The 13,506-nt window shown below is 57.4% G+C and carries 10 protein-coding genes; 4 read left to right on the forward strand and 6 right to left on the reverse strand.

The genetic code is table 11. The features are described from left to right. Positions 1-127 precede the first annotated feature (127 nt). The 3 genes from ldtD to EKL29_RS01185 all read left to right on the forward strand — a co-directional run bounded on the left by ldtD (position 128) and on the right by EKL29_RS01185 (position 3,341). Entirely contained in the window at positions 128-1,936 is a 1,809-nt protein-coding gene (gene ldtD / locus EKL29_RS01175) for a L,D-transpeptidase (protein WP_126688640.1), read from the forward strand. Between the two features lie 187 nt (positions 1,937-2,123). Next, positions 2,124-2,672 carry a YcbK family protein gene (locus tag EKL29_RS01180; protein ID WP_120451826.1) on the forward strand — a complete coding sequence of 183 codons (549 nt, stop codon included), beginning with the start codon at positions 2,124-2,126 and terminating at the stop codon, positions 2,670-2,672. A 39-nt stretch (positions 2,673-2,711) separates the two neighbouring features. After that, positions 2,712-3,341: an MBL fold metallo-hydrolase gene (locus EKL29_RS01185; RefSeq protein WP_126688641.1), complete on the forward strand. Its 630-nt coding sequence runs from the start codon at positions 2,712-2,714 to the stop codon at positions 3,339-3,341. Between the two features lie 92 nt (positions 3,342-3,433). Here EKL29_RS01185 and EKL29_RS01190 read toward each other — a convergent pair whose 3' ends face one another. The 4 genes from EKL29_RS01190 to pncB form a co-directional block, all read right to left on the reverse strand. Beyond that, positions 3,434-4,624 (reverse strand): amino acid aminotransferase, encoded by a 1,191-nt coding sequence (locus EKL29_RS01190; RefSeq protein WP_126688642.1) that lies wholly within the window; start codon positions 4,622-4,624, stop codon positions 3,434-3,436. Positions 4,625-4,846: 222 nt separating this feature from the next. Further along, the gene (ompF, locus tag EKL29_RS01195) at positions 4,847-5,956 is read right to left on the reverse strand and encodes a porin OmpF (protein WP_271152133.1); all 1,110 of its coding nucleotides are present in this window, start codon (positions 5,954-5,956) and stop codon (positions 4,847-4,849) included. A 301-nt stretch (positions 5,957-6,257) separates the two neighbouring features. Further along, entirely contained in the window at positions 6,258-7,658 is a 1,401-nt protein-coding gene (gene asnS, locus EKL29_RS01205; protein WP_126688644.1) for an asparagine--tRNA ligase, read from the reverse strand. A gap of 158 nt (positions 7,659-7,816) precedes the next feature. Beyond that, on the reverse strand, positions 7,817-9,022 hold the full coding sequence (pncB, locus tag EKL29_RS01210; protein ID WP_126688645.1) for a nicotinate phosphoribosyltransferase: 1,206 nt from the start codon (positions 9,020-9,022) through the stop codon (positions 7,817-7,819). Between the two features lie 241 nt (positions 9,023-9,263). Between pncB and pepN the strand changes: the two genes are divergently transcribed. After that, positions 9,264-11,879: an aminopeptidase N gene (pepN, locus tag EKL29_RS01215; protein WP_126688646.1), complete on the forward strand. Its 2,616-nt coding sequence runs from the start codon at positions 9,264-9,266 to the stop codon at positions 11,877-11,879. Positions 11,880-11,929: 50 nt separating this feature from the next. Here the strand turns inward: pepN and ssuB are convergent, their stop codons facing one another. Both ssuB and ssuC read right to left on the reverse strand, forming a co-directional pair. Further along, entirely contained in the window at positions 11,930-12,718 is a 789-nt protein-coding gene (gene ssuB / locus EKL29_RS01220) for an aliphatic sulfonates ABC transporter ATP-binding protein (protein ID WP_120451839.1), read from the reverse strand. Further along, the gene (ssuC, locus tag EKL29_RS01225; RefSeq protein ID WP_120451841.1) at positions 12,715-13,506 is read right to left on the reverse strand and encodes an aliphatic sulfonate ABC transporter permease SsuC; all 792 of its coding nucleotides are present in this window, start codon (positions 13,504-13,506) and stop codon (positions 12,715-12,717) included. Before ssuC ends, ssuB begins: the two co-directional genes overlap by 4 nt.

Consider the following 13,506-nt stretch of genomic DNA (forward strand, 5'->3'; position numbering starts at 1 on the left):
AATCTGTAAACGGCGTTTGTCCTGTGAGGCAAATGCCGTTTTTTATTTGTATACTCAGGACATGAGTAGCAGCCCAGTTGCAGCTGATCCAGGAAATGCTGCGTGGTAAACAAATGAGGGGGCAGGGATGTTACTGACCAATAAAACCAACAATTACGTTTTTTCACTGCTGGCGATAGCGCTGGCCTTTACGCCGCTGCATTTTACGCAGGCGGCCGTTATTGCAGCGCTACCCGGCACTACGCACGCGACCATTTCGGTAAGCGACAGCCAGCAGCGCCTGCGCCAGGCATTTGCCGGTAAAGAGCCACCTTTCTATTTAGCCTCCCTCGCGTCGCTTTATGCGGCGCACAATATGCAGCCGATGTGGCAGGACCGCGCAGCGGTGCAGCAATTCCAGCAGCAGCTGGCGGAAGTGGCGATGTCGGGCGTTCAGCCGCAGTTTACGCGCTGGATCGATCGCCTGACCGATCCCGGCATTAGCGGTTTTGCGCGCGATGTGGTGCTCAGCGATGCCATGCTGGGTTATCTGCAGTTCGTCTCCAGCGTGCCGACTCAGGGCGAAAACTGGCTCTACAGCAATGTGCCTTATAAACTGGCGCAGCCGTCGGTGGCGGTGGTGAACCAGTGGCAAAAGGCGGTACAGACGGGCGCGTCCGCCTCTTTTGTCTCTTCGCTGGCGCCGCAGCATCCGCAATATGCGCCGATGCACGCTGCGCTAAAACAGCTGCTGACCGACGCACGTCCCTGGCCGCAGCTGAAAAACCGTGAAACCCTGCGCCCCGGCCAGGTCAGTGATGATGTTCCTGCGCTGCGCGAAATTTTACAGCGTACCGGCATGCTTACCGCCCAGACTACGGCGCCGAGCCCTGCGGACGACGCGGTGCCTACGGCGCCTGTTCCGGTAAGCCAGAGCGCGCAGCCCGCTGCGGTCAGCCCCTCAGCGGCCAGCGTCGGCGATCTCGCGGCGCAAACGCCGCAGGCGGCAGGCAACGTGCAGAACGGCGCAGCTGAGACAGGCAGCAACAACGTCTATGACGCTACGCTGGTGGAGGCCGTTAAGCGCTTTCAGCAGTGGCAGGGGCTGGGCAACGACGGCAATATCGGCCCGCGCACCCGCGAATGGCTCAACGTCACGCCGCAGATGCGCGCCGCGCTGCTGGCACTGAATATCCAGCGTCTGCGCCTGCTGCCGGATGATATGCATAACGGCATCATGGTTAATATCCCTAACTATTCTCTGACCTATTACAACAACGGCAATAAGATCCTCTCGTCGCGCGTGATTGTCGGGCGTCCCGATCGTAAAACGCCGCTGATGCGCAGCGCGCTTAATAATGTGGTGCTCAACCCGCCGTGGAACGTGCCAACGACGCTGGTCCGTCAGGACATCATTCCTAAGGTGAAGCAGGATCCGAGCTATCTCTACAAGCACGGCTATACGCTGCTCTCTGGCTGGAGCGCGGATGCGGAAGTGATCGACCCCAGCATGATTGACTGGAGTATGGTTTCAGCCTCGTCTTTCCCCTATCGCATACGTCAGGCGCCAGGCAACACCAACTCGCTGGGACGCTATAAGTTCAACATGCCGAGTTCGGACGCTATCTATCTGCACGATACGCCGAACCATGGGCTGTTCCAGCGTGATATTCGTGCGCTAAGTTCAGGCTGCGTACGCGTCAATAAAGCGTCAGAGCTGGCGGGTCTGCTGCTACAGGATGCAGGCTGGAATGATTCACGGATCTCTGATCAGTTAAAACAGGGCGATACGCGCTACGTGCCGATTCGGCATCGTATTCCGGTAAACCTCTACTATCTGACCGCCTGGGTGGCCGACGATGGCAAGCCGCAGTTCCGAACAGATATTTACAATTATGATAACCCGGCCCGTTCCGGCAGCCAGGCGCTGGCTCGCGCTGGACAGCTGTTGCTCTAATCCTTGATTTTCCAACTCTGTTCCTTTTTGCTACTGCTGCGATAAGGATTCCACAACGGCGATCCCACCCGGGGTCGCCGTCCAAACTTCTCCACGGCGGGTTGACGGGACCTGGACGGACGGTTATGGTTCGGCCTTGTGCGGTTTTTGCACATTTCGATGGCTTCAACTCAGGTAACCGTTTTTCATGTCCAGTTTTAATTTAACACGTCGCAAATTGCTTCTTGGCGGAACGGCTGCGGCCGGGATGGCGCTACTGCCCAACGCAGCTATGGCCTCGCTTTCAACGTCACGTCCTCGCGAACTGACGCTGAGCAATCTTCACACCGGTGAAACCCTTAAAACTGAGTTTTTTAACGGGAAAAGCTACGATAAGAGCGAGCTGGCTCGCCTGAACCACTTTTTCCGTGATTATCGCGCCAATCTGACTAAAAGCATCGATCCCCATCTGTTCGATCAGATTTACCGGCTGCAGGCGTTGCTGGAAACCCGCAAGCCGATCCAGCTGGTCTCCGGCTACCGCTCGCTGGCAACCAACAATATGCTGCGTGAAAGCGGCCCGGGCGTGGCGAAGCACAGCTACCACACCAAAGGGCAGGCGATGGATTTCCATATTGAAGGCATCGCGCTGAATAACATCCGCAAAGCGGCCTTAACAATGCGCGCCGGTGGTGTAGGATATTATCCTCGCAGCAACTTCGTTCATATTGATACCGGGCCGGTACGGCACTGGTAATGACGCCGGCAACGCTGCGTGCGCCGGTCATGGAGCGTTATGAACTACCACATTATTCCTGTTACCGCCTTCGCGCAGAACTGTTCCGTTATCTGGTGTGAGGCGACGCGCGACGCCGCCCTGGTCGATCCCGGCGGCGATGCGGCTAACATCATTGAGACGCTCCAGCAGCTTAATCTTACGCCTGCGCAAATTTTACTGACGCACGGTCATCTGGATCATGTGGGCGCGGCGGCGGAGCTGGCAGCGCACTATCAGGTGCCCATTGTCGGGCCGCACAGGCTGGATGCCTTCTGGCTGGAAGCGTTGCCGACGCAGAGCCGGATGTTTGGTCTGGCGGAGTGCGCGCCTTTTACGCCGGATCGCTGGCTGGAAGAAGGTGACAGGGTTCAGGTCGGCCAGGTTGAGCTGGAGATTCTGCATACGCCTGGCCACACGCCGGGTCATATCGTTTTTTTCGACCGGGCAGGCCGTCTGCTGATCTCCGGCGACGTGATCTTCCACGGCGGCGTAGGACGTACGGACTTTCCACAGGGAAGCCATCAGGCGCTTATTGCATCAATTAACGATAAGCTGCTGCCGCTAGGCGACGACGTCACTTTTGTTCCTGGCCACGGTGCTGTTTCAACGCTGGGCCGCGAGCGTATCAGCAATCCTTTTCTGCAATAAAACCTTTCTGCCATAAAAAATGGGCCGAAGCGGCCCATTCACGTAGCTGACACACTCACTGCGCGCGTTCGCGCACGAGTGGCTCGACGAGCTTACAGCACCGCCACAATCGCCTCGCACAGCGCCGACATATTATCCGGCGTCATGCCTGCAACGTTAACGCGGCCCGAATTAACCGCATAGACGGCAAACTCATCGCGCAGGCGGATCACCTGATCTTTGGTCAGGCCGCTAAAAGAGAACATACCGTTCTGCTGGATAATAAAGCTGAAATCACGCGTTGCGCCTTTCTCCGCCAGGGTATTCACAAACAGCTGACGCATGCGCTGGATGCGCTGGCGCATATCGGTCAGCTCCTGCTCCCAGATGGTACGCAGCGCCTGATTGCTGAGTATGGTCGCCACTACCGCCGCGCCATGCGCCGGCGGGTTGGAGTAGTTAGCGCGGATAGTGTATTTCACCTGGCTAAAGGCGGTCTCGGCCGTGGCAGCATCGGCGGCGACCAGGGTAATAGCACCTACGCGCTCATTATATAAGCCGAAGTTCTTGGAGTAAGAACTGGCGACGATCAGCTCCTGATGCGAGGCGGCGAAAATACGCAGGCCTTCTGCATCTTCATTCAGACCGCGAGCAAAGCCCTGATAGGCAAAGTCAAAGAGCGGCAGCCAGCCTTTAGCCTGGGAGAGCTGCGCCAGCTGGCTCCACTGCTCTGCTGTGGGATCGATGCCGGTCGGGTTGTGGCAGCAGCCGTGGAACAGCACCACGTCGCCTGCTTTCGCCTCCTGCAGCGCGGCCAGCATGCCGTCGAAATCGAGCTGATGATTTTCCGCGTCGTAGTAAGCGTATTCGCACACTTCAAGGCCGGCGGCGTTGAAGACGTTTTTATGGTTCGGCCAGCTGGGATTGCTTACCCAGACGCGTTTTACGCTGGTCTGGGTAGCGAGAAAATCAGCCGCGACGCGCAGCGCGCCGGTGCCGCCTGGGGTCTGCGCGGTACGCGCGCGGCCAGCGGCAATCAGCGGATTCTCTGCGCCAAACAGCAGCTCCTGAGTGCAGCGCGCAAAATCGGCCAGGCCATCAATGCTGAGATAATTTTTAGTGGTTTCGTTTTCCAGCAGATACTGTTCGGCTTTCTTAACGCTGGTCAATACCGGCGTATTGCCAGTTTCATCTTTATAAACGCCGATGCCGAGGTTGATTTTGTGCGGGCGGTCGTCAGCGCGAAACAGATCGGCCAGCCCAAGAATTGGATCGGCAGGTGCCGCAGAGATAGATTCAAACATGAGTCGTGTCCAGTAGCGTGAACTTTAACGAAATGAGCCTTCAGGTTAACGTCAGCGCTGTGCATTGCCAACCGTTTACGCAAAAAATCGTCACTCAGCGGTGGTCATTCGGGATGCTTATGGCTGACAAGGGGAAAACGCTGTTTTACGGGGGATTTCAGGACGGGGAATTTCAGGCATAAAAAAAACGGAGCCGAGGCTCCGTTTTTTGCGACAGGTAACTTAGAACTGGTAAACCAGGCCTACAGCTACGGTGTCGTCGGTGTTCAGACCCAGGCGGTTGTTGTCATCCAGCTGGTTGATCTGATAGTCAACGTAGGTCGACATGTTTTTGTTGAAGTAGTAGGTTGCGCCCACGTCGATGTATTTGATCAGGTCAGCATCGCCCACGCCTTCGATGTCTTTGCCTTTAGACTGTACGTAGCCGATAGAAGGACGCAGACCGAAGTCGAACTGATACTGTGCAACCAGCTCGAAATTCTGTGCTTTGTTGGCAAAAGCGGTAGTAGAAGTGGTAGCGGTAGTCGCAAGTGCGAAAGGTGTAGAGTTGCGGGTCTCACCATACATCGCTGCCAGGTAAATATTGTTAGCGTCATATTTCAGAGCGGTTGCCCAGTTTTCAGCGCGTTTGCCCTGACCAACGATAGAGCCGTCTGGAGCCACAACGCCGGCAGCCTGCGAGTCAGTACGATCGCTGCTGCTGTATGCGCCAACGATACCAACACCGATTGGTGAGGTGTAAGAGGTTGACAGGCCCCAGCCGTCACCGTTCGCGCGACGAATGTCGCTACGCTCGTTTTTGCCCTGATACTGAACCGCGAAGTCCCAGCCATCAACCAGGCCGAAGAAGTTTTTGTTGCGGTAGGTCAGCAGGCCGGTGCTACGACCGTTCATGAAGTTGTCTGAGTAACCAGAGTCGCCGCCGAATTCTGGCAGCATATCGGTCCAGCCGATAGCGTCGTACACAACGCCGTAGTTACGACCGTAGTCGATTGAGCCAGCGCTGCCGAATTTCAGACCGGCAAAGCCCAGACGGGTTTTGTTGCCGTTCTGCGCGTCAGAAGAGCCTTCTGAGTTGTTTGCCTGAATGTTGTATTCCCACTGGCCGTAACCGGTCAGCTGGTCGTTAATCTGAGTTTCACCCTTGAAACCGAAGCGAACATAGGTCTGGTCGCCATCGTTGCTGTCGTTATCAGAGAAATAGTGCAGACCATCAACTTTACCGTACAGGTCCAGTTTATTGCCGTCTTTGTTGTAAACTTCTGCTGCGTTTGCTGCGCCGGCAGCTAACAGAGCAGGGATAACCACTGCAAGAATGTTGCGCTTCATCATTATTTATTACCCTCATTGGAGTTTATTCGGACACCTGCCACTGCCGTCAAGAAACCGTTACGGAACCCTGAGAGAAGTTTGGTGTCTTCCTGTGTCTGCACGCATCTTTCCATCCTGTAGCGGGATATGCCACTCTGAAAATGCTACTAAACTCGTAATCTGGTTTCTAAAAGCAAATTTGTATTGCAAGATGTAAATTTTCGGGAACTTTGTGAGACAACTCAAAATTTACAAAAATAAAAAAAGGCCGACAGTGTCGGCCTCTTTATATATATGAATTTCTTATAATTAATCGTTAATTTTAGAAATTTGCATTACGCGGCGTGCGTGGGAAAGGGATAACGTCCCTTACATTTTGTACGCCGGTGACATAGGCGATTAAACGTTCAAAGCCTAAGCCGAAGCCAGAATGTGGCACCGTACCGTAACGACGCAGATCGCGATACCACCAGTAATCTTCTTTATTCAGGCCCATCTCTTCCAGGCGCGCGTCGAGCACGTCGAGACGCTCTTCACGCTGAGAGCCGCCGATAATTTCGCCGATGCCTGGCGCCAGCACATCCATCGCCGCCACGGTTTTATTATCGTCGTTAAGGCGCATATAGAACGCCTTAATGTCTTTCGGGTAGTTTTTCACCACCACCGGCGCTTTAAAGTGCTGCTCGGCCAGATAGCGCTCGTGTTCGGAAGAGAGATCGATGCCCCAGGAAACCGGGTTTTCAAAGGTCTGACCGCAGTTTTCCAGAATAGTAATGGCGTCGGTATAGTCGACCTGCGCGAAGTCAGTAGAAATAAAGCGCTCAAGGCGATCGACCGCCTCTTTGTCCACGCGTTCGGCAAAGAACGCCATATCGTCGGCGCGTTCGTCCAGCACCGCTTTAAACACATATTTCAGCATCGCTTCTGCGAGCGCGGCGGCGTCATCCAGCGTGGCGAAGGCGATCTCCGGCTCCAGCATCCAGAACTCCGCCAGGTGACGGCTGGTGTTAGAGTTTTCGGCGCGGAAGGTTGGGCCGAAGGTATAGATCTTCGACAGCGCGCAGGCGTAGGTTTCGCCGTTCAGCTGGCCGGAAACGGTCAGGAAAGCCTCTTTGCCGAAGAAATCTTCGTTGAAGTCAACGGTGCCCTGCGGCGTGCGCGGCAGGTTTTCCAGATCCAGCGTCGAAACGCGGAACATCTCGCCGGCGCCTTCGGTATCCGAGGCGGTGATCAGCGGGGTAGAGACCCAGAAATAGCCGTTTTCATGAAAGAAGCGATGCAGCGCCTGCGCCAGGGTATGACGCACGCGCGCGACGGCACCGATCAGATTGGTGCGCGGACGAAGATGCGCCACTTCGCGCAGGTACTCAATGCTGTGACGTTTCGCCGCCATCGGATAGGTATCGGGATCGTCCACCCAGCCGGTGACTTCCACGCGGGTCGCCTGGATCTCAAACGCCTGACCCTGACCCGGCGAGGCCACCACCGTGCCAGTAATAATCACGGAACAGCCGGTGGTAAGGCGCAGAACGTCATCCTGATAATTATTCAGAGAATTATTCACAACGGCCTGAACGGGATTAAAGCAGGAACCGTCATAAACGGCGACGAAGGAAAGACCGGCTTTTGAATCTCTTCGGGTACGCACCCAACCACGTACGGTGACTTCACTGTCAACCGCGACGCGACCGTGCAGTACGTCCGCTACAGGCACTACGCTCATAAATATCTCTCTATATAGAAGAAGTGAGTTTAAACAGTTCCCCAGACCGGGGTTTTGCTATGTTACTTGCGAGTCGCAAGGAAACAAGCAAAATCCGGCGGGACGGCAGATTTATTACAGCAGAAGCGGGGCGCGTCAACGCCCCGATAAAGCGGGGATTAGCTGGCTTTTTTCACCAGCGGCAGATCGAAGGCTTTGCGCAGGGCTCTGACGAAGGCTTGATCCTGACAAATCGTTTTGCCTGGACTGTCGGAGAGTTTCGCCACCGGCTTGCCGTTACATTCCATCAGTTTGATAACGATATTAAGCGGCGTGACGCCGGGAATATCGCAGGTCAGTCGTGTGCCGATGCCAAACACCACGCCGGCGCGCTGGCCAAAGTGGCGATAGAGCGCCAGTGCCTTATCCAGAGTAAGGTTGTCGGAGAAAACCAGCGTTTTGCTGTGCGGATCGATGCCCAGCTTTTCATAATGGGCCAGCGCTTTTTCACCCCACTCGACGGGATCGCCCGAATCGTGGCGCAGCCCCTGATAGCGGCTGGCGAAATTAACGCCGAAGTCGCGCAGGAAAGCGTCCATGGCGATACAGTCGGTAAGCGCGATGCCAAGCTGGCCGTCATATTCGTCGAGCCACGCCTGCAGCGCCGCGCGCTGGCTGTTGGCCAGCACCGGGCTGATCTGCTGAAAGGCCTGAAACCACTCGTGCGCCTGGGTGCCGACCGGCGTCAGCTCCAGGCGGCGCGCCAGATCATAATTGCTGGTGCCGATAAGCCAGGGAAAATCCTGCTTCAGCGTGGCGACGATGGCGTGCTGCACATCGCCAGAAAAACGGCGACGCGTGCCGAAATCCATCAGGCGAAAGCGCGACATATCGATATCGGCAACCTCGCGGCGAAAAGCGCTCAGCTTCTGCTGCAGATGATCGACCGCCTGTTGCGCGCCGGTATGCGGCGAACGGTGGCGGTGCACCACCTCGCTGATCAGCGCCAGTAGCGGCACCTCCCATAAGATGACTTCGCGCCAGGGGCCGGTGATACGGATATCAAGATGGCCGTCGCGGTTACGTACCTGCACCTGTTCGGGGTTGTAACGAAAATCGCGCAGCCAGTTAAGATAGTCAGACTGGAAGAAGGGCAGGCTGGACAGATACGTATATTCGTCATCGGTCAGCGCAAGCGTCTGCATGGCGTTAACGGCCTCGCGAATCTCATTCGCATAGAGACCGAGCAGATCGTCGCCGCGGCAACGAAACTCAGCCGCCACCGTGACATCGTGGTAACGGTGAAAGACGGCTTGCTGCATATGAAGCTTGTAAGCGTCAGTATCCAGCAGTGAAGTCAGTATCGGGGAAGCATGTCCTGTCATGGTGCGTTTCAGCATCCTGTTCGGCGGCGCAGAGCCCGGTGTGTAAAAGTCATAAAGACGCAGGAGTATAAATCAGTAACTGCGGCTGATCACAGCATATTTCAAGCCCGCAGGTCGAGGGTAAAACGTGCCGTTGTTAATGAATTGTAGCTATTTATGGCGAGACATGCATTGTACATGGCAAGCTAAAGGCAACGCGCTTAGACTTTGGCGGTAAACCTATAACAATGCGAGACGGAATATGACGCAACAGCCCCAAATTAAATATCGCCACGACTATCGTGCGCCGGATTACACCATCACCGATATCGATCTGACCTTTGCGCTCGACGCCGCCACGACGCGCGTCACCGCAATCAGCCAGGTTAAACGGCTCGGCGATGCGCAGGCTGAGCTGCGTCTTGATGGCGAAGCGTTGACCCTGATTTCCATTGAAGTGGACGGCTCGCCCTGGAGCGCCTGGCGCCAGGAAGAGGGGGCGCTGGTGCTGAGTCAGCTGCCGGCCCAGTTCCAGCTTAAGATCGTCAACGATATTCATCCCGATAAAAACACCGCGCTGGAAGGGCTTTACCAGTCTGGCGAAGCGCTCTGCACCCAGTGCGAAGCCGAAGGCTTCCGTCATATTACCTGGTATCTGGATCGCCCTGACGTACTGGCGCGCTTCACCACGACCATTATCGCCGACGAGGCGCGCTATCCTTACCTGCTCTCTAACGGCAACCGCATCGACGGCGGCAAAACAGAGCAGGGCAAGCACTGGGTAAAATGGCAGGATCCCTTCCCGAAACCCTGTTATCTCTTTGCGCTGGTGGCGGGTGATTTCGACGTGCTGCGCGACAGCTTTAAAACCCGTTCCGGCCGCGATGTCGCGCTGGAGATCTTTGTCGACCGCGGCAATCTGGATCGCGCCGACTGGGCAATGACCTCGCTGAAGAACAGCATGAAGTGGGACGAGGAGCGTTTCGGCCTGGAGTATGACCTCGACATCTTTATGATCGTCGCCGTCGATTTCTTCAATATGGGCGCGATGGAGAACAAAGGCCTGAACGTCTTTAACTCCAAATATGTGCTGGCGAAGGCGGAAACCGCGACCGACAAAGACTACCTCGGCATTGAAGCGGTCATTGGCCACGAATATTTCCATAACTGGACCGGCAACCGCGTCACCTGCCGCGACTGGTTCCAGCTCAGCCTGAAAGAGGGCCTGACCGTGTTCCGCGATCAGGAGTTCAGCTCCGATCTCGGCTCGCGCGCGGTCAACCGCATCGATAACGTACGCGTGATGCGCGGCGCACAGTTCGCTGAAGATGCCAGCCCGATGGCGCACCCGATCCGCCCGGATCAGGTCATGGAGATGAATAACTTCTATACCCTGACCGTGTACGAAAAGGGATCGGAAGTGATCCGCATGATGCATACGCTGCTCGGCGAGGAGAATTTCCAGAAAGGGATGCAGCTCTATTTTGAGCGCCACGACGGCAGCGCGGCGACCTGTGACGACTTTGTGCAGGCGATGGAGGATGCTTCCAACGTCGATCTGTCGCAGTTCCGCCGCTGGTACAGCCAGAGCGGCACCCCGGTGCTGACGGTACGCGACGACTACAACCCAGAGCTGGAGCAGTACACGCTGCATGTCACGCAGCACACGCCGCCGACCGCCGATCAGAAAGAGAAGCTGCCGCTGCATATTCCGCTTGATATCGAACTCTACGACAACGAAGGCAAGGTGATCCCGCTGCAGCATAACGGCCATCCGGTGCACCACGTTCTCAACGTGACCGAAGAGTTCCAGACCTTTATCTTCGATAACGTCTACTTCCAGCCGGTGCCGTCGCTGCTGCGTGAATTCTCTGCGCCGGTGAAGCTGGACTATAAGTGGAGCGACGCCCAGCTGACCTTCCTGATGCGCCATGCGCGCAACGACTTCGCGCGCTGGGATGCGGCGCAGAGCCTGCTGGCAACCTATATTCGCCTTAACGTGGCGCGCCATCAGCAGGGTCAGCCGCTGTCGCTGCCGCTGCACGTCGCCGACGCCTTCCGTGCGGTGCTGCTGGACGAAGGCCGCGATCCGGCGCTGACTGCGCTGATCCTGACGCTGCCGAGCGAGAATGAGATCGCCGAGCTGTTTGAGGTAATCGATCCGCAGGCGATCGCCACGGTGTGCGAAGCGCTGCTGCGCACGCTGGCTACCGAACTGGCGGACGAATTCTTCGCCGTCTACAACGCCAATCAGCAAAGCGAATACCGCATTGAGCACGACGCGATGGGACAGCGCGCCCTGAAGAATATCTGTCTGAGCTATCTGGCGTTCGGCGACGTTGAGCTGGCGGATAAACTGGTACAGACGCAGTACCATCAGGCGAATAATATGACGGACGCGCTGGCGGCGCTGGCGGCTTCGGTCGCGGCTCAGCTGCCGTGCCGCGACGCGCTGCTGGCGCACTATGACGAGCGCTGGCATCGGGATGGTCTGGTGATGGACAAGTGGTTTATGTTGCAGGCTACCAGCCCGTCGCTGGATGCGCTGTCAAAAGTGCGCGAGCTGCTGCATCACCGTTCGTTCACCATGAGCAACCCTAACCGCATCCGTGCGCTGATCGGCGCGTTCGCCTCCGGCAATCCGTCGGCGTTCCACGCCAAAGATGGCAGCGGCTATCAGTTCCTGGTTGAGATGCTGACCGATCTCAATACCCGCAACCCGCAGGTGGCGGCGCGCATGATTGAGCCGCTGATCCGTCTGAAGCGTTACGACGCCGATCGCCAGGCGCTGATGCGTCAGGCGCTGGAAACGCTGAAAGGACTGGATAAGCTCTCAGGCGATCTCTATGAGAAGATCACCCGGGCGCTGAACGCGTAAACAGCAAAGGCGGGTAAATCCCGCCTTTTTGTTAGCCAGCCGTACTTACCTTAACGCTGGTGGGCGTAGCGCACCGGCTGATCGCCTTCGCTGCGGCGCATCACGCGATCCAGCACTTCCGCCTCCAGCTCCGCCAGCCTGACCGATCCGCGGCGACGCGGACGCGGCAAATCGACCAGTAAATCGAGCCCTATCTGCCCCTCTTCGATCAGCAGCACGCGATCCGCCATCGCCACGGCTTCGCTGACGTCATGCGTCACCAGCAGCACGGTAAAGTGGTGCTGTTGCCATAACGATTCGATTAGCCCCTGCATTTCGATACGCGTCAGCGCATCCAGCGCGCCGAGCGGCTCGTCGAGCAGCAGCAGACCTGGACGGTGAATCAACGCGCGCGCCAGCGCCACGCGCTGCTTCTGTCCGCCGGAAAGCGCGGCGGGCCATTCATTCGCACGCTCCGCCAGCCCGACTGCCTCCAGCGCTTCAAGCGCCGCGCCGCGCCATCCGCGTCCTTTCAGCCCGAGGCCGACATTATCAATCACGCGCTTCCAGGGCAGCAGACGCGCATCCTGAAACATCAGGCGGGTATCTTCGCGCGCCGTCTGCAGCGGCGCGTTGCCCGCCAGCAGCTCGCCCCGGGTGGTTTGCTCCAGCCCCGCCAGCAGGCGCAGCAGCGTACTCTTGCCGCAGCCGCTGCGGCCGACCACCGCGACAAACTGGCCGGAAGGAATATGCAGATCGATATTGTTCAGGATGGTGCGGTTGCCGTACTGCTTGCTGACGCCGTTGACGCCGACCGGCGTGCCGGCATTGAGCCGCGCCGGAGAGAGTGTATTGCTCATGCGTTCTCCTCCTTCAGTTGCCAGGCTGGATGCCAGCGCAGCCAGACGCGCTCCAGCAGCAGGGCGGCGACATCCGCCAGTTTGCCGAGCAGTGCGTAAAGAATAATGGCGACAACCACCACGTCGGTTTGCAGGAATTCACGGGCGTTCATCGCCAGATAACCGATGCCCGAGTTGGCGGAGATGGTCTCGGCGACGATCAGCGTCAGCCACATCAGGCCGAGCGCGAAACGCACGCCGACCATAATTGAGGGCAGGGCGCCAGGCAGGATCACCTGAATAAACAGGCTCCAGCCCGACAGGCCATAGCTGCGCGCCATCTCCACCAGGCCGCGATCGATATTGCGGATGCCGTGGTAGGTATTCAGGTAGATCGGGAACAGCGTGCCAAGCGCCACCAGGAAGATCTTCGCCGCTTCGTCAATGCCGAACCAGAGGATCACCAGCGGGATCAGCGCCAGATGCGGCACGTTGCGCAGCATCTGCACCGAGGTATCCAGCAGCCGTTCGCCAAGACGTGAGGTGCCGGTGATCAATCCCAGAATCAGCCCGATAGAGCCGCCGATGCTGAAGCCGATCAGCGCGCGCCAGCCGCTAATGGCAAGGTGCTGCCACAGCTCGCCGCTGGCGGCCAGATTCCAGAACGTGATAACGATATTTTCCGGCGATGGCAGAATACGCGTCGAAAGCAGCCCGGTCTGGGAGGCAATTTGCCAGATCACCACCAGCAGCGCAGGGAAAATCCAGGGCACCAGCTGATTGGTAATGCGTTTGGTGGTTTTCGCCAT

Source organism: Pantoea sp. YU22, assembly GCF_003970755.1.
GTDB classification, from domain to species: domain Bacteria; phylum Pseudomonadota; class Gammaproteobacteria; order Enterobacterales; family Enterobacteriaceae; genus Pantoea; species Pantoea piersonii.

Coding starts and splice junctions, on each gene's coding strand:
- ssuC (WP_120451841.1), bottom strand. CDS start 13,506: ATGGCGAAAACCACCAAACGCATTACCAATCAGCTGGTGCCCTGGATT.
- ldtD (WP_126688640.1), top strand. CDS start 128: ATGTTACTGACCAATAAAACCAACAATTACGTTTTTTCACTGCTGGCG.
- ssuB (WP_120451839.1), bottom strand. CDS start 12,718: ATGAGCAATACACTCTCTCCGGCGCGGCTCAATGCCGGCACGCCGGTC.
- pepN (WP_126688646.1), top strand. CDS start 9,264: ATGACGCAACAGCCCCAAATTAAATATCGCCACGACTATCGTGCGCCG.
- EKL29_RS01185 (WP_126688641.1), top strand. CDS start 2,712: ATGAACTACCACATTATTCCTGTTACCGCCTTCGCGCAGAACTGTTCC.
- EKL29_RS01180 (WP_120451826.1), top strand. CDS start 2,124: ATGTCCAGTTTTAATTTAACACGTCGCAAATTGCTTCTTGGCGGAACG.
- EKL29_RS01190 (WP_126688642.1), bottom strand. CDS start 4,624: ATGTTTGAATCTATCTCTGCGGCACCTGCCGATCCAATTCTTGGGCTG.
- ompF (WP_271152133.1), bottom strand. CDS start 5,956: ATGATGAAGCGCAACATTCTTGCAGTGGTTATCCCTGCTCTGTTAGCT.
- pncB (WP_126688645.1), bottom strand. CDS start 9,022: ATGACAGGACATGCTTCCCCGATACTGACTTCACTGCTGGATACTGAC.
- asnS (WP_126688644.1), bottom strand. CDS start 7,658: ATGAGCGTAGTGCCTGTAGCGGACGTACTGCACGGTCGCGTCGCGGTT.